Origin of the sequence: Arthrobacter sp. Rue61a (assembly GCF_000294695.2) — a bacterium.
In the GTDB taxonomy this organism is placed as follows: Bacteria; Actinomycetota; Actinomycetes; order Actinomycetales; family Micrococcaceae; genus Arthrobacter; species Arthrobacter aurescens_A.
Genome location: NC_018531.1, coordinates 2,747,681 through 2,765,542, shown reverse-complemented (window position 1 = coordinate 2,765,542; position 17,862 = coordinate 2,747,681). Strand labels below are relative to the sequence as shown.

At 61.3% G+C, this 17,862-nt stretch carries 17 protein-coding genes; 10 read left to right on the top strand and 7 right to left on the bottom strand.

Going from position 1 to position 17,862, the window contains the following annotated elements; translation table 11 throughout:
• Positions 1 to 79 precede the first annotated feature (79 nt).
• Genes ARUE_RS12530 through ARUE_RS12505 form a run of 6 tightly spaced genes read left to right on the top strand, consistent with a single transcriptional unit; the run spans position 80 to position 5,167 of the window.
• Complete coding sequence (locus tag ARUE_RS12530) at positions 80 to 1,087, top strand: AAA family ATPase (protein ID WP_014922024.1); 1,008 nt, start codon at positions 80 to 82, stop codon at positions 1,085 to 1,087.
• 11 nt (positions 1,088 to 1,098) lie between these two features.
• Positions 1,099 to 2,028, top strand: a complete 930-nt coding sequence (locus ARUE_RS12525; protein WP_014922023.1) for a DUF58 domain-containing protein — start codon at positions 1,099 to 1,101, stop codon at positions 2,026 to 2,028.
• The gene (locus ARUE_RS12520) at positions 2,018 to 2,497 is read left to right on the top strand and encodes a hypothetical protein (RefSeq protein WP_014922022.1); all 480 of its coding nucleotides are present in this window, start codon (positions 2,018 to 2,020) and stop codon (positions 2,495 to 2,497) included. Before ARUE_RS12525 ends, ARUE_RS12520 begins: the two co-directional genes overlap by 11 nt.
• A complete protein-coding gene (locus ARUE_RS12515) occupies positions 2,488 to 3,468 on the top strand; it encodes a vWA domain-containing protein (protein WP_043470349.1) in 981 nt (326 codons plus the stop codon). Before ARUE_RS12520 ends, ARUE_RS12515 begins: the two co-directional genes overlap by 10 nt.
• Positions 3,450 to 4,466 carry a vWA domain-containing protein gene (locus ARUE_RS12510; protein ID WP_014922020.1) on the top strand — a complete coding sequence of 339 codons (1,017 nt, stop codon included), beginning with the start codon at positions 3,450 to 3,452 and terminating at the stop codon, positions 4,464 to 4,466. Before ARUE_RS12515 ends, ARUE_RS12510 begins: the two co-directional genes overlap by 19 nt.
• The gene (locus ARUE_RS12505) at positions 4,463 to 5,167 is read left to right on the top strand and encodes a hypothetical protein (RefSeq protein ID WP_014922019.1); all 705 of its coding nucleotides are present in this window, start codon (positions 4,463 to 4,465) and stop codon (positions 5,165 to 5,167) included. The genes ARUE_RS12510 and ARUE_RS12505 overlap by 4 nt, the downstream gene beginning before the upstream one ends.
• A gap of 130 nt (positions 5,168 to 5,297) precedes the next feature.
• Here ARUE_RS12505 and ARUE_RS12500 read toward each other — a convergent pair whose 3' ends face one another.
• Positions 5,298 to 5,804 (bottom strand): DUF2004 domain-containing protein, encoded by a 507-nt coding sequence (locus tag ARUE_RS12500; protein WP_011775024.1) that lies wholly within the window; start codon positions 5,802 to 5,804, stop codon positions 5,298 to 5,300.
• A gap of 50 nt (positions 5,805 to 5,854) precedes the next feature.
• A complete protein-coding gene (locus ARUE_RS12495; RefSeq protein ID WP_014922018.1) occupies positions 5,855 to 6,820 on the bottom strand; it encodes a LysR family transcriptional regulator in 966 nt (321 codons plus the stop codon).
• A gap of 394 nt (positions 6,821 to 7,214) precedes the next feature.
• Here ARUE_RS12495 and nrdH point away from each other — a divergent pair, with 394 nt between their 5' ends.
• The 4 genes from nrdH to nrdF all read left to right on the top strand — a co-directional run bounded on the left by nrdH (position 7,215) and on the right by nrdF (position 11,241).
• Complete coding sequence (gene nrdH, locus ARUE_RS12490) at positions 7,215 to 7,457, top strand: glutaredoxin-like protein NrdH (protein ID WP_011775022.1); 243 nt, start codon at positions 7,215 to 7,217, stop codon at positions 7,455 to 7,457.
• Positions 7,458 to 7,520: 63 nt separating this feature from the next.
• Positions 7,521 to 7,991: a class Ib ribonucleoside-diphosphate reductase assembly flavoprotein NrdI gene (gene nrdI, locus ARUE_RS12485; RefSeq protein ID WP_014922017.1), complete on the top strand. Its 471-nt coding sequence runs from the start codon at positions 7,521 to 7,523 to the stop codon at positions 7,989 to 7,991.
• Positions 7,992 to 8,002: 11 nt separating this feature from the next.
• Positions 8,003 to 10,144 (top strand): class 1b ribonucleoside-diphosphate reductase subunit alpha, encoded by a 2,142-nt coding sequence (gene nrdE, locus ARUE_RS12480; RefSeq protein ID WP_014922016.1) that lies wholly within the window; start codon positions 8,003 to 8,005, stop codon positions 10,142 to 10,144.
• Between the two features lie 122 nt (positions 10,145 to 10,266).
• Positions 10,267 to 11,241, top strand: coding sequence for a class 1b ribonucleoside-diphosphate reductase subunit beta (gene nrdF / locus ARUE_RS12475; RefSeq protein ID WP_011775019.1), 975 nt, complete (start codon positions 10,267 to 10,269; stop codon positions 11,239 to 11,241).
• Positions 11,242 to 11,310: 69 nt separating this feature from the next.
• On the opposite strand, the gene ARUE_RS24700 is transcribed toward nrdF, so the two are convergent.
• From ARUE_RS24700 to fabZ, 5 genes are all read right to left on the bottom strand, one after another.
• Complete coding sequence (locus ARUE_RS24700; protein WP_238324312.1) at positions 11,311 to 11,616, bottom strand: hypothetical protein; 306 nt, start codon at positions 11,614 to 11,616, stop codon at positions 11,311 to 11,313.
• A gap of 255 nt (positions 11,617 to 11,871) precedes the next feature.
• Positions 11,872 to 14,259 carry a beta-ketoacyl-[acyl-carrier-protein] synthase family protein gene (locus ARUE_RS12465; protein WP_014922014.1) on the bottom strand — a complete coding sequence of 796 codons (2,388 nt, stop codon included), beginning with the start codon at positions 14,257 to 14,259 and terminating at the stop codon, positions 11,872 to 11,874.
• Between the two features lie 3 nt (positions 14,260 to 14,262).
• Positions 14,263 to 15,255: an aminomethyltransferase family protein gene (locus tag ARUE_RS12460; RefSeq protein ID WP_011775016.1), complete on the bottom strand. Its 993-nt coding sequence runs from the start codon at positions 15,253 to 15,255 to the stop codon at positions 14,263 to 14,265.
• On the bottom strand, positions 15,252 to 17,411 hold the full coding sequence (locus tag ARUE_RS12455; protein WP_014922013.1) for a GNAT family N-acetyltransferase: 2,160 nt from the start codon (positions 17,409 to 17,411) through the stop codon (positions 15,252 to 15,254). The genes ARUE_RS12460 and ARUE_RS12455 overlap by 4 nt, the downstream gene beginning before the upstream one ends.
• Complete coding sequence (gene fabZ / locus ARUE_RS12450) at positions 17,408 to 17,860, bottom strand: 3-hydroxyacyl-ACP dehydratase FabZ (protein ID WP_014922012.1); 453 nt, start codon at positions 17,858 to 17,860, stop codon at positions 17,408 to 17,410. The genes ARUE_RS12455 and fabZ overlap by 4 nt, the downstream gene beginning before the upstream one ends.
• Positions 17,861 to 17,862 lie beyond the last annotated feature (2 nt).

Genomic DNA, 17,862 nt, shown 5'->3' with positions numbered 1-17,862 from the left:
GGGTCCCCATTGCGAACCCGTTCCGGGAAGGCTTGGATGGAGTGGCCGTTTCACATCAACGCCAGCGAGGGGACCACGAGTGCAACAGACCACAGCCATGGCCGGAATCGATGCGCCGGACATGGCCCGTGCCCAGCAGCTTATAGGCAGCATCGTCCGCAGCTTCGAAAACAAGGTGGTGGGCCAGGCCAGGCTGCGTGAGACCTTGGTTATCGGCCTGTTGACGGGTGGCCATGTCCTGTTGGAAAGTGTGCCGGGGCTGGCTAAGACCACCGCGGCCCAAGCCATAGCGGAGTCGGTCAGTGCAGAGTTCCGCCGGATCCAGTGCACGCCGGACCTGCTGCCCAGCGACATCGCCGGCACGCAGATCTTCGACGCCGTCAAGGGTACCTTTGTCACGCAGTTGGGCCCGGTCCATGCCAACATTGTGCTGCTGGATGAGATCAACAGGTCCAGTGCCAAGACCCAGAGCGCAATGCTGGAAGCGATGCAGGAGCGGCAGACGTCCATTGGTGGAGAGTCCTACCCCCTGCCTAAGCCTTTCCTGGTGCTCGCTACGCAGAACCCCATCGAGCAAGAAGGGACGTATCGTCTTCCTGAAGCGCAGATGGACCGGTTCATGCTTAAGGACGTCCTGGACTATCCGAGTCCAGCGGAGGAAGCGGAGGTCATCCGGCGGATTGACGCCGGCGTGTTCAGCGCGGAGCAGAGGCCTCCGGCAGCCGCTTCCCTTGACGCCGTAGTGGAGGTTCAGGAACTGGTGAGGCGGGTCTACATCGATCCGGCTATCGTGCGCTACATCGTCGGACTTTCCTATGTCACCCGCAACGCTTCACAGTATCTGGAGCCCCGGCTGGCCCACGTCGTCGAATTTGGCGCCAGCCCGCGGGCGAGCATCGCCTTCAGCCAGGCAGCCCGCGCCATGGCGCTGCTCAAGGGGCGCGACCACGTCATTCCTGAAGACGTCAAGAGCCTCGCTCATCGGATCCTTCGTCACCGGATCATTCTGGGATTCGATGCTGTGGTTGAGGAGATTTCCGTGGAAACCGTGATCGATGCCGTGTTGTCGTCCGTCCAGACCCCATAGCGGAGCGGCACGTGCCCAGCCTCCTCCGCCGCGTCAAGTCGAAGATGTTCATCTTCGCCCACCGCAGGACACTGACCCTTCTTGACGGCGAATACGGATCGGTCTTCAAAGGCCGCAGCCTGGACTTCGATGAACTCCGCGCATATGTGCCCGGCGATGAGGTCCGTGACATCGACTGGAAAGCGACGGCACGGCACGGATCGCCGCTGGTGAAACGCTATGTGGCCGTTCGCCGCCACACAGTCCTGTTACTGGTGGATACCGGAAGGAACATGGCCGCCCAAGCATTGTCCGGGGAGTCCAAGAAGGACATCGCTGTTCATGCTGCCGGAGTCCTGGGGTACTTGGCTTCCCGGCACGGTGACGACGTCGGCCTCCTGCACGGTAACGCCGAGGCGTCCAAATACGTTCCGCCGCGCAGTGGTGAGGAACATCTGGAGCGGCTGCTCCGTGAAGTGGATGCGAGCGCTGCTTTGGACGGTCCAGCCAGTGGAATTGCGGAGCAACTGGACTATGTTCTGAGGTATCTGAAGGGACGTTTGCTCATTGTTGCCGTTGCGGACGAGTTCCTGCCCGATGCCCGCACAGAGAGCCTGATGCGCAGGCTGCGTGCCCGGCACGAGGTCCTGTGGCTGACCGTCCGTGACGCCGAACTCGCTGCTGAGCCCGGGAGCCGGCTGCAAGACAGCATTGACGTAGGCACAGGACAAACAATTCCTATGCCCCTGGCCGTGGACGCCAAGGTACGTGCGGCCTATGCTGCGGCAATGCTGGAACGCGGACAGCTGCGGCGGAATGTCTTCCACCGGCTGGGAATTGCCGAGGAACACGCAACCGGCAGCGCCGATGTGCTCACTGCTGTCTTCGCGCTCCTCGAAAAGCACCGCTCAGGGTCCTTCACTTCACGGTCCTCGTCCAAGGGCGGTACTCGTGCAGGATGAAAACGGCTTCTATGCTCCCTTGCAGTACCAACCTCAGTGGCTGTGGCTTGGACTCATGCTCGTACTCCTCATCGGAGCCTGGTACGCCTGGATCCTCCGCCCTGTCCGAAAGAAGACCCCGGACCACAGCAAGGCTCCACTCCGTCAGGTAAGGAGCGCTCAGGACCTCGAGACGCTCCGGACCACCTGTCTGACGGCAATCAACGCCACCACCGTAGACGCCGACGCCGGCCGCCTACCCGAGCGCGACGCCCACCAAAGACTCAGCTTCCTCGTGCGGGAGTTCGTCGGCGCGGCCACGGGCCTGCCAGTTACCTCCATGACCCTCGAGGACCTCCAACACCACCACCTCAGGGAGTTGGCGGCAGGGATAGCCGGCATCTACCCCAACGAATTCGCCGCCACACCAGTCCATTCAGTCAGGCAATCCGCAGAGGCCGCACGTCAGGTGGTCTCGTCATGGAACTGAGCCACTGGTGGATTCTTCCCCTGGCCGCAGCAGCGGTGGCGGTCACAGCCTGGCTGTACCGCCGCCGTCGTGGTCCGGCAAGGACCAGACCCATCGCGCACGGCGAGCGGCTCACTGACCTCCCCCAATACCAACAGGCCTTACGCCGGCACCGTACACGCCTGGCGCTAGCGGTGGTGTTGGGCGCAGTGTTCCTCGCCGCCACCGCCACGGCAGCCGCAAGGCCCACGCAACGGACCGTGGAGCAGCCGGAAATCAGGAACAGGGACATCGTGCTCTGCCTGGATGTTTCGGGCTCCATGACCAGCACGGATGCTGCACTAGCTTCAGTGTTCCAGGGCCTCGCCAAGGAGTTCGACGGCGAACGAATCGGCATGGTCATCTTCGACAGCAGCAGTGTGCAACTCTTCCCGCTCACCGACGACTACCAGTACGCCGCCGAACAACTCACCCGCGCCAAGGAGGCCCTGGACAGCGGTGCCGGGTCCTTCTTCGACGGCACCTGGAACGGGGAAGGCTCCTCGCTCATCGGCGACGGACTGGCATCCTGCATACAGAGCTTCCCCGACACCGACACAGGGGATGCCAAGCGCTCGAGGTCAGTGGTGCTGGCAACTGACAACTTCCTCTCCGGGGAACCGATTTTCACTTTGGACGAGGCCACCGCCTTGGCCACCGGTAAAAGCGTGAAGGTGTACGCCCTCAACCCCGGCGACATGGACTACGGCGAGCAACCAGACCAGCCCGGAGTGCAGCTCAGGGCAGCGGCTGAACGAACAGGGGGCAGCTACTTCACCTTGGATAGCCCCGATGCCGTGCCGGGCATCGTCCGGAAAGTGCAGGAAAGCGAGGCCACAAGCTACCTTGCAGCACCCCAGGCAGTGGTGGCCGATGCCCCGGCCTGGTCACTGGGGATTGCTTTGCTCGCCGGATCGGGCATGCTGTTGCTCGGATGGCGGCTGGAACCATGACCTTCGCCCCCATCATCCCCTGGCCCTTGCTGGCCCTGGCCTTCGTCGCCGTGCTGGGCTTCACTTCATGGACACTCGTCAGTCGTGAGCGAAGCCAGCCAAGGCGAACCTGGAGGCCGGAAGCTCTGCGGTGTGCCGCCGTCGTACTTCTGTTGCTTGCCGCTTTGCGTCCCGGCTGGGCCGGTGGCCAAGCCGAAACCGCAACCGCAGATCTGGACGTGTTCTTCGTCGTGGACACCAGCACAAGCATGGGCGCAGAAGACTACAACGGAACCGGCCCCCGGCTCGCCGGGGTCAAACAGGACGTCATGGCCATCGCCAAGGAACTCGCCGGAGCCAAGTTCTCCCTCATCACCTTCGACAGCAAAGCCAGCGTCCGTATGCCGCTCACACGGGACGCAACAGCTCTCCAAACGGGCATGACCACCTTGCAACCCCAAAACAGCAGGTATGCCAAGGGAAGCAGCGTGACCGGAGCGGCGAAACTCCTGAACGAAAGGCTCGCTGCCGCCAACCAGCAACATCCAGGGCGCCCGGCACTGGTCTTCTACGCCGGCGACGGTGAGAACACCAGCGCCGAGGCACCGGCTCCCATGGACACCGGCAACGTGGCCGGGGGAGCGGTGCTCGGGTACGGAACCGGCGAGGGCGGCCGCATGAAGGAATCCGCGGACCCCGACGCCGGATATGTAAAGGACAAAACCACTGACAACCCACAGGACGCAATCTCGCGAATCGACGAAGGGCAATTGAGTGCCATCGCCGAGCAACTCCACGTCCCCTACGCCCACAGAACAGGCAACGAGCCGCCATCCGACATGCTCGGCCAAGCCCGCCCCGGCGCCATGACCGTCATGACGCACGACGCCCCGGGCCGCGTAGAACTTTACTGGCTGCTTGCCTCGGCCGCTTTCCTCATGGCAATCCACGAACCGTTGCGGCACTTCACCGCCCTGCAATCGCTTCGGTCAGCCGCGCGGAAGGAACCAACCACATGAACGGCAACGCACGACGGCGGCGAAACCGGCTTGCGCTCTGGTCAGCACCACCCGCACTCCTGGCGCTCGCAGTTGCGGCGAAGTTGCTAAGCGTTGGTGTGCTGGGCGCCTCTGCCGAGGAGTCTTTCACTTCTGGTGAGCCGGAGGGCGTGGCCAGTGCGGCGTCGTGGCTGAAGTTGGCGAACGTCCTGGAGCCACACAAAGCACTATTCGCCTCAGGGGATGCGCACGTTGTGGCGGGCCACTTTGCTGCTGCGCGGGAGGACTTTGCCTCGGCCTTGCAAGCCGGGGCGGGGACCGATGAATGCAAAGTGCGCGTCAACCTGGTGCTGAGCATCGAGAAGCTGGGGGATACCGCCAGTGATCGGGACGCCGCAGCCCGGCTTTTCAAGGAAGCCTTGGCTGCAGCAAAGGCCGCGCCGCCGGCGTGCCACACGGAAGGTCCGGCGAACGCCGCCGGAGAGGGCAGCAAGCTCCACTCCGCCGCGGACAGGCTCGCTGGCAAGATCGCCGCGGACGAGTCGCGAACTGATGATCCATCCACTCCCAACCAGGAAACATCGCCGGCCCCGAAGCAGGAACAACTCCAGCAGCTCGAAGAGAACGCGCAACAGGCCCACCGTGAGCGTTCGGAGGGTCAAGAACGTGGCGAGTACCTACGGGGGCCGGACACATCCCCGGGTGTGGACAGGCCATGGTGAAGCTTCAGGCGAAGAATATTCGCAAATCAACTGACACATCATTCCAGGCGTAACAGCCGCGGCTGCGTCCTGATGGAGCCACGACGACTACCTGAAGGTGACCGGCCGCCGTCGTACGCCTTAAAACCCTTTAGGACTCCCACAGGATTTCGTCGTCCACCACGCCGTCTTCATCAGCGGCCACCACCAGCAGCTCGTCCGTGAAGTGTGAGCCGAGCGTGAAGTCCAGCACGAAGTAGCGCTCCGGCTGGCCAGGGTAGATGGCCACATGGCCTAGTTTCAGGGCTTTCAGGAAAACATCGTTGGTGAGCTGGCCCTTGTCACTGACACCGAACACCGATTCGAGTTGCTCTTCCTTGAGCTGTGAACTGTGGAAGTGCAGGAACTGTTGAGGGTTGGTGCCGTCCTGATCGAGCTCGTCGGCGATCATCTCCCTGACCTGGTCCACGAGTTCCGGTAGGAAGCGCAACCTGTAATCCACCTTTCGCATGGCCGCCTCATCGAAGTGGTCGTGCGCCGTGACGTTGAGGTCCAGCTCCAGCTGATTACCGCCAAGTTCGTGTCTCGCGACGAAGCAATGTTCACGCCCGTGGTTGAGCTCGATCTCCCCAAAATGTTTGCTCGCTACCTTGCCCATGTGATCAATCTAACCCCATCAACCGGCGGGTTCCAGCACTTGGCGCCAATTCACCTCTGGAGCTTGCGACCCTTGACAGGAGTGGGTTTCAGGGGGTGAAGACCACTCTTTCCCGAGATGTCCCTGAGGGTGTCGGCAAGCAATTGTGTGAACAACTGCACTTGGGCTGTGCGCTTTTCATTGATGAGCAGCGCGAAGATGTTCCGCGCCAGCCGGATGTCCGGTACGTCAAGGACCACGACGCCGGGTGGCCGGTTCCGGAGCGCCAGTTCCGGTACCAGCGAGGCGCCAAGCCCGGCCGCGGTCATCTCCAGGCTCGCGTGGAAGTCATCGCTGTAGGCCACCACGCGGGGGTGCAGGTTGCAGCTGGCGAACAGTCGTTCGATCACCAGGGCATCGCTGGTGCCCGGGTGGTGGACGATCCATGGCATGTCGGAGAGGTGTGCCGCCTCGATCTCGGCATCCTCACGGATTTTCCATGATGCCGGCAGCACCACCCGGAAGTCGTCGTCGCCAATCCACTGGCGTTCCAGTGAGTGCGGCCAGGCCAAACCGGATTGCCCCACCTGGTAGACCAGCGCCACATCCAGTTCGCCGCCGCTGCGCAGGCCTTGGATGGTTTGCGCCGGCTCAGCCACGGAGACGCGCAGCTCAATGCCCAGCCCGCTCCATCGCTCATTCCGCAGGATGTCCGGCAGCACATAGGTGGCTAGGCTGGGGAAAATGCCCAGTCTCAGTTCCTGTGCGGGGGAGTCGTTGGTCCTCGAGGCCGCCGCCATGAGGGCCTCAACGTCCGTCAGCACCTTCGATGCGTGCCTGGTCATGGTGACCGCGGCCTCCGTCGGGATGACGCTGCGGGCTGACCGTTGAAAGAGTTCGACGCCGGTATCGCGTTCCAGCGCTGCCATCTGTTGGGATACTGCCGAAGCTGTGTAACCGAGTTGGGCGGCAGCGGCGGCGAAGGAACCCAGCCGGGTGACCTCCATCAAGGTGCGGAGATGGAGAAGGTTGACCATCAGCCGATTTTAGCTGTTCGCCACGCCACATTTTCAAAGTGTCACGACACGCCGTATCCGGGCGACACGCTGGAGATTAAATGTGGCTAAGTAGTCCACAGGGTGTGGATGACATCTCTCAATTCGGCGGAATCACGGACATTTTGAGAGCCCTTGCCTGTGGACGAGCGGTGGATTGAATGACATACTTGTAATACATCATCTTGGGGTTCCGGCGAGGCGCTTGCACTACATGTAGTATCGATTTACGGATTGAGCGGGAAACCAGCACAAGACTAAATAAGCGTGTTGGCTGCCACAGCAGCCCGCGGGCCGGTATCGGATTCAGAAACTAGTTCCGGTTGAGCCCGCCAGATACGAAGAGCGACAGACTTCAACTAAGGGGACAGGGATCATGACCGTTACGGTTTACACGAAGCCGGCCTGTGTTCAGTGCAACGCAACCTACCGGGCACTCGACAAGAAGGGTATTGCCTACCAGAGTGTCGACATCTCCCAGGATGCCGAGGCCCTCGAGCGCCTGAAGGCCTTGGGCTACATGCAGGCTCCGGTTGTCGTGACCGAGCAGGACCACTGGTCTGGTTTCCGCCCGGACAAGATCGAGGAACTGGCCCAGGCTGTTTCCTCCGTGGCCTAAGTTTCCATTCAAACTTCGCCACCACAGCACACTAAGAATTCCTATGTAGTCGAGGTGACTCCCATGGCACCGCTGGCAGCGGCAACCGTACGCGATGCTGCGGAAGCTGTGACCACGAGGAGTCACCTCATCTACTTTTCCTCGACTTCCGAGAACACCAAACGATTCGTCCGGAAACTGGGCAGGGATGCGGCACGTATCCCGCTATATGCCCAGGATGCTCCGCTTCAGGCCCTTGAACCCTTCGTCCTTGTACTGCCCACGTACGGCGGTACGAACGGCGAGGGTTCCGTGCCGAAGCAGGTCATCAGATTTCTGAACGATCCGCGGAACAGGGAACTGATCCGCGGTGTTATCGGAGCTGGGAACACCAATTTCGCGGACAACTATTGCGCAGCGGGAGACATCATCTCCGTGAAGTGCAAAGTGCCGCATCTTTACAAATTTGAACTCATGGGGACGCCGGAAGACGTTCAGCGGGTCAACGAAGGGCTGGAAAAGTTTTGGACACAACTGTCGCAGAAACAGAAGTAACCGGGGGCGCTGTGGACACGGTCAAGAAGCCGCTGCCTGAGGCTTTCAAGGGCTTGGGTTATCACGAGCTCAACGCCATGCTGAACCTGTATGGCCCCAACGGCGAGATCCAGTTCGAAGCGGACCGTGAAGCTGCGCACCAGTACTTCCTGCAGCACGTGAACAACAACACGGTGTTCTTCCATGACCTGGAAGAGAAGCTCGACTACTTGGTGAAGAACCAGTACTACGAGCGCGAAACCCTCGACCAGTACACGATGAACTTCATCCGTGATCTCTTCAATCGCGCGTACAAGAAGAAGTTCCGCTTCGAGACCTTCCTCGGCGCCTTCAAGTTCTACACGTCCTACACGCTGAAGACTTTTGACGGCAAGCGTTTCCTGGAGCGCTACGAAGACCGCGTCTGCATGGTTGCCCTGCACCTGGCACGCGGCGACGAAGACCTGGCCAACCGCCTCGTCGATGAAATCATCGACGGCCGCTTCCAGCCGGCAACCCCCACGTTCCTCAATGCGGGCAAGGCGCAGCGTGGCGAGCTCGTCTCCTGCTTCCTGCTCCGCATCGAAGACAACATGGAGTCGATCGCCCGCGCCATCAACTCCGCGCTCCAGCTCTCCAAGCGTGGCGGCGGCGTAGCGCTTTCGCTCACCAACATCCGTGAGCACGGCGCCCCGATCAAGCAGATCGAAAACCAGTCCTCCGGAGTCATCCCCGTGATGAAGCTCCTCGAAGACAGCTTCTCCTACGCCAACCAGCTCGGTGCCCGCCAGGGTGCAGGTGCCGTGTACCTGCACGCCCACCACCCGGACATCCACCGCTTCCTGGACACCAAGCGTGAGAACGCAGACGAGAAGATCCGCATCAAGACGCTCTCCTTGGGCGTTGTGGTTCCGGACATCACGTTCGAACTCGCCAAGAAGAACGAGGACATGTACCTCTTCTCCCCGTATGACGTCGAGAAGGTCTACGGTGTTCCGTTCTCCGATATTTCGGTGACCGAGAAGTACTACGAGATGGTTGACGATTCCCGGATCAAGAAGACCAAGATCAGCGCCCGTGAGTTCTTCCAGACCCTCGCGGAGATCCAGTTCGAGTCCGGCTACCCGTACATCATGTTCGAGGACACCGTGAACCGGGCCAACCCGATCGACGGCAAGATCACCATGAGCAACCTGTGCTCGGAGATCCTGCAGGTTTCCTCGCCGTCCATCTACGCCGAGGACCTGAGCTACGAGACCGTGGGCAAGGACATCTCCTGCAACCTCGGTTCCATGAACATCGCCAAGACCATGGACTCGCCGGACTTCGGTCTCTCGATCGAGACGTCCATCCGTGCCCTCAGCGCTGTTTCGGATATGTCCTACATCAACTCGGTTCCGTCCATCGCTCAAGGCAACGCCCAGAGCCACGCGATCGGCCTCGGACAGATGAACCTGCACGGTTACCTGGCCCGCGAGCACGTCCACTACGGTTCCGAAGAGGGCCTGGATTTCACCAACATTTACTTCTACACGGTGCTGTTCCACGCTCTGCGCGCTTCCAACCGACTCGCTATCGAGACCGGCCAGAAGTTCGGCGGCTTCGAGAAGTCCACCTACGCAAGCGGTGAGTTCTTCGATAAGTACACCGAGCAGGAATGGGTTCCGGAAACGGAGCGCGTCCGCGAGCTCTTCGCTGGCCACCACATCCCCACCCAGGATGACTGGCGCGAGTTGAAGGCTTCCGTCATGGAGCACGGTATCTACAACCAGAACCTCCAGGCCGTGCCGCCCACCGGTTCCATCAGCTACATCAACAACTCCACGTCCTCGATCCACCCGGTGGCCGCCAAGATCGAAATCCGCAAGGAAGGCAAGATCGGCCGCGTCTACTACCCGGCTCCGTACCTGACCAACGACAACCTGGAGTACTACCAGGATGCCTACGAAATCGGCTACGAGAAGATCATCGACACCTACGCCGCTGCCACGCAGCACGTGGACCAGGGCCTGTCCCTGACGCTGTTCTTCAAGGACACCGCCACCACGCGTGACATCAACAAGGCGCAGATCTACGCATGGCGCAAGGGCATCAAGACCCTCTACTACATCCGTCTCCGTCAGCTCGCGCTGGAGGGCACTGAGGTGGAGGGTTGCGTTAGCTGCATGTTGTGATCAACCTCTATAGGTTGATTAACGGTGGCCTTGGCTACCCTCATAACTAAAGAGTACGACGGCGGGTTTCCACCCGCCGTCGTAGGCTTATCTCAAGAAAACCATCGCTTAAAGGGGATGAAATGACCGAAAAGGTCAAGCTGCTGACACACGTCGAGGCCATCAACTGGAACAAGATCCAGGACGACAAGGACGTGGAAGTCTGGAACCGCCTGGTCAACAATTTCTGGCTCCCGGAAAAGGTGCCGCTGTCCAACGACGTCCAGTCGTGGCACACGCTGACGCCGGATGAGCAGCAACTCACCATGCGCGTGTTCACCGGGCTCACTCTCTTGGACACGATCCAAGGCACGGTGGGCGCTGTTTCGCTGATTCCGGACGCCATCACCCCGCACGAAGAAGCTGTGTACACCAACATCGCCTTCATGGAGTCGGTGCACGCGAAGTCCTATTCGTCCATCTTCTCCACCCTGTGCTCCACCAAGGAGATTGACGACGCTTTCCGCTGGTCCCTCGAAAACGAGAACCTGCAAAAGAAGGCCCAGATCGTCATGGACTACTACCAGGGCGACGATCCCCTGAAGCGCAAGGTGGCCTCCACACTGCTGGAGAGCTTCCTGTTCTACTCCGGCTTCTACCTGCCCATGTACTGGTCCTCGCGCGCCAAGCTGACCAACACGGCCGACCTCATCCGCCTCATCATCCGTGATGAGGCCGTGCACGGTTATTACATCGGCTACAAGTTCCAGAAGGGCTTGGAGAAGGTTTCCGAGGCCCGCAAGCAGGAAATCAAGGACTACACGTTCGAGCTTCTCTTCGAGCTGTACGAAAACGAAGTCCAGTACACGCACGACCTCTACGACGGCGTCGGCCTGGCCGAAGACGTCAAGAAGTTCCTGCACTACAACGCCAACAAGGCCCTCATGAACCTCGGCTACGAGGCCATGTTCCCGGCTTCCGTCACCGATGTGAACCCGGCCATCCTGTCGGCCCTGTCCCCGAATGCTGACGAGAACCACGACTTCTTCTCCGGCTCGGGCTCCTCTTACGTGATTGGCAAGGCTGTCAACACGGAAGATGAGGACTGGGAGTTCTAAGTCCTCCTCCTTGTGAATTGCATGCTGCCTCCGCCGTCCTGCGTCGGGGGCAGCACCATTTAACGGTGCTTAATCAACAACAGGGTCTGAGTGCAGAGTCACCGGTTCCCTGTCCTTGGCGGCAAGGCTCCACACAGCTCCTTGAAAGGTGGCTGTGTGGATGTGCCAAGCGAGGTCTGCCGATCTTTGCCAGCCATAGGCCCAGTGAGGGCTGAGCTGGAGTTCGCCGGTTGCAGGGCGCCGTGCAGCGTTGCCCATTGCTTTCCACAGGGCTTCAGCCTGGGTCCATTGCTCGATGCCGATAGTGGGTACCCCGGTGACGCGGCCCAGCCATCTGAAGGCTGCGTTCCGCCTCTTGGGCGTTTCCACATCCACGCCAACCCAACTTCTTGCCCGTGCCGCGACAACAACGTTCTGTGTGTGCGAAACCGACCAGCCTGACTTGCAGTCGGCGCAGAACCAACGCTCGTCCATAGCCCGGATGACGTGGCAGGGTAGCGACACATCATCCGGGCATCGGGTCGACTTCGCCGCCTCAGCGAGAAAGCGGGCGCCGGAGCGGGACCTGTACCGCCCAAAGTCGTCCGTAGGTGATCGGCCTGTCCAACGAATCCAAACATCCACCACTGGTCAGGTCGCGATGGTGACGGACTGGAAGCTACCTCCGGCCTCACAAGTGGAAACCAGCGTCCGGTTGACCTCTCCGGCCTTGCCGCTGGGTGGTACCAGTCCTTCAGGGCTGGACGCAACGACGCCGGCGGTGCCCGGGATGAACTTCTCCTGGCTCATCCACACTGCTTGTGCCACACCCAACAGGCCTCCTGAGGCGCCCGCATCGCCGAAGATGGCCTTGGGTGTTGAGACAGGTCGACCGCCCAGACCCATGGCCGCCAACGCCTCTACTTCCAATGAATCCACTGCATCCCTCCCGCACGCTGCGGCCACCACCGCGTCAACTGTTTCAGGAGGATTGCTGCCGAGGGCCAGCCGGAAGGATCGCACCCAGGCCTCGGACCCGCGGCGAAGACGACTGGGGCCGCTTCCGTCACCGGTCATGCCAAAGTGTTCGATGCGGCCAAGCACTCTCCCGGGGTCAACGCTGTCTTCGCTTTCCAAGAGGATGGCTACGGCTGCGCCGGAGATGATTCGACCCGTGTTCGAATAGGGGAGGCAGGCAGAACGTGCAAGGTAACCGGGGATCGGAGCGTAGGCGGCGAGCATCGCGTGAGGGGCTTCGTCCGCGGCGAGGACGATCATCCGGTCCACAACGCCGTTCGAGATGAGGTTCTGGGCGAAGTGTAGCGCAGTGATGGCCCCTGTGTTGCCGGCACAAATGGTGGCCGTGGGTCCTTGCAGTTTGTTCAGCAAAGCGACATGCCCGGGAGCGGCGTTCATGACCGTGTTCGGGAACAGCAAGGCGTTACCGCTGCCCGTGGTCAGGAGCTCACGCTCGAAAGCCTCAACGGTGGAGATCGGTCCCGTGCCCGTAGCGAACAACAGCCCGGTGCTGGTCGACTCAGCGCGTGAAAGACCGCGCTGCTTCAAGAGCTGGCTGACGGCCAGCGCCGACCTCCGTCCCAAGGTGTCCATGTGACGCAGGTACTTCGGGTCAATCCCTTTCTTGAGTTTGTCGGCCGGAATATCGCCAAACGGGAAGGAACCGAAGCCGTCCACCTCGACGGTGCCGTCACCGTAAACGGGCCGGCCCTCGAAAAGGGCAGTCTTCACTTCCTCAGTAGTAACCGCATCCCCGGCCAGGGCGCCAATGCCGGTGATCACCACTGGCCGAACGGTCTTAGGGGCGCGCGGGGAAGCGTCCTTAGTGTATTCCCGGATGGCGAGTGAAGCATTGTTGCCGCCGAACGCAAAGGAGTTGGACAGCACGGTTTTCAATCGCGCCCTCTGTGCCGTTTCAGCCACAATGTCCAGCCCTGTAGGTGAGCGCAAACCGTCGGGTGTGACGGTGGGTGGCATCTCCTGGTTTTGGATAGCGAGCACGGATGTCACGGCTTCGATGGCTCCGGCAGCACCAAGGGTGTGCCCGATCATGGACTTCGTGGAGCTGGCCGGGGGAGCAGCACCTTCGCGGAGATGGGTTATGGCTTTGGCTTCAACGCTGTCGTTGGCCGCCGTCCCGGTTCCGTGACCGTTGACATAGTCCACATCTTCCACCGTATTCCCGGCCATGTGCAGGGCTGCATGCATTGCCCGCAGGGCACCGCGACCCATGGGATCCGGTGCTGTGGCGTGGTAGGCGTCGGCACTGAGCCCATACCCGGCGATTTCGGCGTAGATCGCAGCGCCCCGGCCCACAGCTGAAGCCTCGCTCTCAAGGACGAGGAAGCCGGCTCCTTCACCCAGGTTGAGTCCCGAACTGCGGGTATACGGTGCGCAGTGAAGGGGATCGAGTGCCTTCAGGCTGGAGAAACCACCGAAGGACAACAGCGCGAGAGGGTCAACGCCGCCGGCGAGAACCATGTCAGCGGCATCCGATTCGAGGAGCTCGATCCCGTAGGCGATGGCGACAGCACCGGCAGCGCACGCGTTGGACTGGACACTGCGTGGTCCGAACAACTGGAATTCGGAGGCCAGATGGTCCGCAACGCTGTGGAGAGGATACTGGCGCAGCAGGCCCGTGTTGGCTTTACGCAAGCCGTCCTGGATCCACTGGCGATGAAACTCTTCCCCGCTTCGCGCCCCGCCCAAGGACGTACCCAATGACAAAGCAATTCTGGTCCGGTCAACAGGGGCCTGGTTGGCCCCGGCATGGGTCAGTGCCTCGGTTGCAGCGGCTGAAGCCAGCCTATGGCAGCGGTCAACGTAAGTGGTCCGGGACGACGGCGGCTCTGTTTCCATTTCGGATTCGACCTGGCCGCCCATTGAACTGACCAGGCCCTCGGTGGGAACTACGGTCGTTCGGACGATCCCTGACTTTCCGTTGGAAATGGATTCCCAGCTTTGTTCTGCGTTCGAGCCCACTGCCGCCCTGAGGCCGAATCCGGTAACAACTATTTTCATGGCTTAACCGATCGGTTCGGTCCAGGAGACCGGATCAACTGAGGGACGGGAGATTGTGGTCAAGGTGACTCCGTCCGCTAGCAGCTCCAGGCCCGGCACGTTGAAGGGGGCATTCAGGAGGGCAAGGGCGAACCCTTGAGGTTGCCCGGCGGAGGGAAGCACGTGGTGGATTCGGCCGACTTCGGTATCCCCGGAGGTAACGCTCGTTCCTGCTGCGGGAATTGAGGTTACGGCGTTCACGGCGACCAGTGAGCGTACGGCAGTCTCCTTATTGAGCTGGTCGCTGCCGAGGAATTCGTCGTCACGGTCCGCTGAGAGCATCCAGAGGGCGGCCGCTTCTCGGACCGTCAAACCGTCGAATTGTTCCGGGTAGAGAGGGTGACTGACCTCGGCCTGGGCACGCTGTAGTGCTTCGGTGCCGACGCGTTGGCCCCCGAACTCCGTGGCGGTGGTCAACAGGAACTCCAGCAACGTGCCACGGTCCGTGTTCGGGGCGAGAACCAGGTAGCCGTATTCGGCGGTGGTGCCGGTACGGATAATGGTGGCTGGCTGCGCTGAAACCGGTAACGTCGCCGTGCAGCTTTCGCCAAGGAGGACGCCCGCGATTTCTTCGTCGGCGAAGTTTTGGACAATTTTCCATGCCACGGGTCCTTCCACGGCTACGACAGCCGTGGAGTCGGACAGGTCGGTGACGCGGACGGACTCCAGGCCGCGTTGCTTGGCAATGATGGTGATGTCGACGTCGATGGGCTGGTCTGCGATCAGCAGGACGCGTTCCTCTTCGACGTAGGCCGCAACGTGGCCCGCAACTGAAGCGTCTTCCCTGAGCACCAAGGATTCGACGACGCTCCCGGGTTGGGCGAATTCGGTGCGCTTGGCGAGCAGGAAGGAAACGAGTTCCGCCCGCTGCTCTCCGGCGATTTCGAGAACAAACTCACCGGTGGGGTAGACGGCGGCGGTGGAACGAATTGCCTCGTAGTCAGTGATAGCTGTCATGACGGATTCTCCTTGATGTTCGTGGTGGGGCTTCCCATTTCCTGAACGGAAAGAAGCCATGATGTGGTGGTGGTGTCCCCGGCCCTGGCGAGGAGGGACAGCAGAAGGTATTCGCCTGTGGACCTGATCAGAATTTCGGGATGAGTGCCTTGATCGTTTTCGACGACAAGCCACGTGGTTCCACCCAGGCCGATAGCCGCTCTCCGCACTGACGCCCGCAACGGAAAACGGTCCCGGGCCGCCGCCCACCAGAGGTCGGTGTTGGTATCGGTTTGAAAAAGTATGGGCGCCCGGTTCTTGGCCTGTATTTGGGCGTTCGGTGTGACGTGCGTGACCTGTTCAGCACCTTTGACGCCGTCAACGACGATGCGGAGCGCTGTCAGATCGTTTCCTCGCTGCTGGATTTCCCATCCGGAACAATCTGCTGGGCTGCCGATGAGGTGTGGTGCTCGGCCCCCGCTTCCCCATTCGATGCCTTGCTCCGGATCTTCGCGCGCTCCTTGGCCCGTGACCCACAGACCGGAGTTCCACGCCGTCAAGGGCCCAAGGGCTCTTAGTTTCGGAAACGGCGCCGCAAGGACCTTCGTTTGGCCGGCAGTCCACGAAACGATCCCTTGGTCGGGCGAGACGAGCAACGACCCGTTGCTCCCCACGGCCTCGAGCACGTCGGTACGCGACGTTTCCGCAGCAGCCCAGGTGATTGGGTTCCAGCCCTGGTCGGGTCCGGAGGGGACGGCGTGAAATACAGGCGTTAATGACGGGGGAAGTTCCACATTGTCAGGCACCGGTAAGGCCTCCGCACCGTCGAACAAGTCCACGTCGTACAGGATGGAACCGGCCTCGGAGGAAGCCGCCGGAAGGTGCGCACCTTCGACGCGCAACTTCCCTTCCGAGTGCCAGGTGGCGGCCAAAGCAATCCCGGAGGCCGTGTCTGTCCAGAGGGCTGATGCGCCGTAGCTTTGATCGTCGAAGACGCTTTCGGCGGCTTCGAAGTCTGTCCGGTCAGGCGGCCAGAGTCCTCGGACGATCGGTCCACCTAAAGTGCTTTGGCGGCCTTCCGTGGTGAGGTGGAACTCGCCCGAGCGCAGGTTCACCCATGGAAAGGCCGTTACCCTCTGCTCACTTTGATGGTTCACTACGACGCTGACCTTGTCGCCGAGCAGGCGGATCTCACGGGTGATAGGCCCCAGCCAGGTCCTCCAGCCGTCGGGGAGTTCTTGGCAGGTGACGTTCAGGGCGGCGGGCCGGCGCCAGTAAGGTGCCCCATCCTCTCCGACGGGGAAGTGATCCGTCAGAACCGGGCCCGGATGCCGTGGGTGGTCAATTGTCAACGTCCCTCCCGAGTCGAGTGAGATAGTGAACTCGCCCAGCCGCCGGGAGCCGAGCGAAGGACTCTCGGGGCGGTTTGGAGCGGAACGTTGGGGGGTTTCCGGCCAGTCGAAGAGGTGGCCGTTGTGTCGCGCGTGGACGATGGCTCCCGACGACATATCGACCTGGACGTCAATGATGTCCTTCTTCACGGGGAAGGTGTACGTCAGCAGTGTGGCGCCGTCCTGGACAGAGACGCCGTCCATGAGGTCTTTGCCGCGGGCTGAGCCCATGCTGCGCCAGGAGTACTTCGAAAACATGTCCTGCGGGGAGGCGTCGGCAAATGATGTTCGAAGCAGATCTGACACGACGCCGGGAAGGAAGCTGATGAGTTCTATGTAGCCGTCCTCGTCAGGACTGACGATGCCTGCTGTCCTGAAGCCGACCCGTCCGTAGAGCGGGAAAGCTTTTTGGTTGGCTGGATCCACTTCAAGGCGGAGGGTCCGGACACCGCGTTCGACCAGCTTGATAAAAGACTGCATGAACAGCTCGCCGGCCAGGAAACCCATCCGGTAGCCCGGGTCGATGAGGAACATTCCGGAAAAGAGTTCGTCGTCGCCGGCGACCCGCCTGCCCGATACCTTCAGATAGCCAATGGTGCCCACGATGTTTCCGCGGTCTTCCCCCACCATGAATAATGCTGCGCAGCGTTCCTGCAGCACCGCATTGACGTCGTCGCCGGTAAGTGGCGAGCCGCTACGGATGGTTCCGTAGTTGTTTCGGTTGTATAGCTCCGCGACTCGTGCCGCGTCCCGTTCCGGGTCGTAGAGCCTTACTATCGGTTTCACGTTGATGGGTCCGGGTCTATCCGGGCCAGCGCCAGCGACCCGGAGGCCACGATCTTGCCACTGACTTTAATGTCGACGCTGAAATCCGCAAGATTGGCGTGGCTTACGCCGGCCCGGGCTTGGATGTTCAGCACGTCACCTGGATGGACCGGGGTGACGAACTTGAATTTGCGTACGGACGCCAGGTAGCCAAGGACGGGGCCGTCTTCCCCTGCGGGGGAGCCCAGCAGGAGCCCGCAAAGTTGCGCCGACGCTTCAATCATGAAGACGCCAGGGTAGACGGGGTTGTTGGGGAAGTGGCCTTGGAAGACCGGGTCCGAGATCGTGATGTTCTTGATTCCGGTGGCGGACTTGCCGTAGTTGAGATCTTCAACCCTGTCCAAGAGAACCATGGGGTGGCGGTGCGGGAGCCGGGACAGGATGTCACCGGCCTGCAGGGTGGTGGACATTG

Excerpts from the sequence above, each read along its gene's own strand:
- ARUE_RS12515 (WP_043470349.1), top strand. The coding sequence starts at position 2,488 with ATGGAACTGAGCCACTGGTGGATTCTTCCCCTGGCCGCAGCAGCGGTG.
- ARUE_RS12510 (WP_014922020.1), top strand. The coding sequence starts at position 3,450 with ATGGCGGCTGGAACCATGACCTTCGCCCCCATCATCCCCTGGCCCTTG.
- ARUE_RS12505 (WP_014922019.1), top strand. The coding sequence starts at position 4,463 with ATGAACGGCAACGCACGACGGCGGCGAAACCGGCTTGCGCTCTGGTCA.
- ARUE_RS12500 (WP_011775024.1), bottom strand. The coding sequence starts at position 5,804 with ATGGGCAAGGTAGCGAGCAAACATTTTGGGGAGATCGAGCTCAACCAC.
- ARUE_RS12495 (WP_014922018.1), bottom strand. The coding sequence starts at position 6,820 with ATGGTCAACCTTCTCCATCTCCGCACCTTGATGGAGGTCACCCGGCTG.
- nrdH (WP_011775022.1), top strand. The coding sequence starts at position 7,215 with ATGACCGTTACGGTTTACACGAAGCCGGCCTGTGTTCAGTGCAACGCA.
- nrdI (WP_014922017.1), top strand. The coding sequence starts at position 7,521 with ATGGCACCGCTGGCAGCGGCAACCGTACGCGATGCTGCGGAAGCTGTG.
- nrdF (WP_011775019.1), top strand. The coding sequence starts at position 10,267 with ATGACCGAAAAGGTCAAGCTGCTGACACACGTCGAGGCCATCAACTGG.
- ARUE_RS12465 (WP_014922014.1), bottom strand. The coding sequence starts at position 14,259 with ATGAAAATAGTTGTTACCGGATTCGGCCTCAGGGCGGCAGTGGGCTCG.
- ARUE_RS12460 (WP_011775016.1), bottom strand. The coding sequence starts at position 15,255 with ATGACAGCTATCACTGACTACGAGGCAATTCGTTCCACCGCCGCCGTC.
- fabZ (WP_014922012.1), bottom strand. The coding sequence starts at position 17,860 with ATGTCCACCACCCTGCAGGCCGGTGACATCCTGTCCCGGCTCCCGCAC.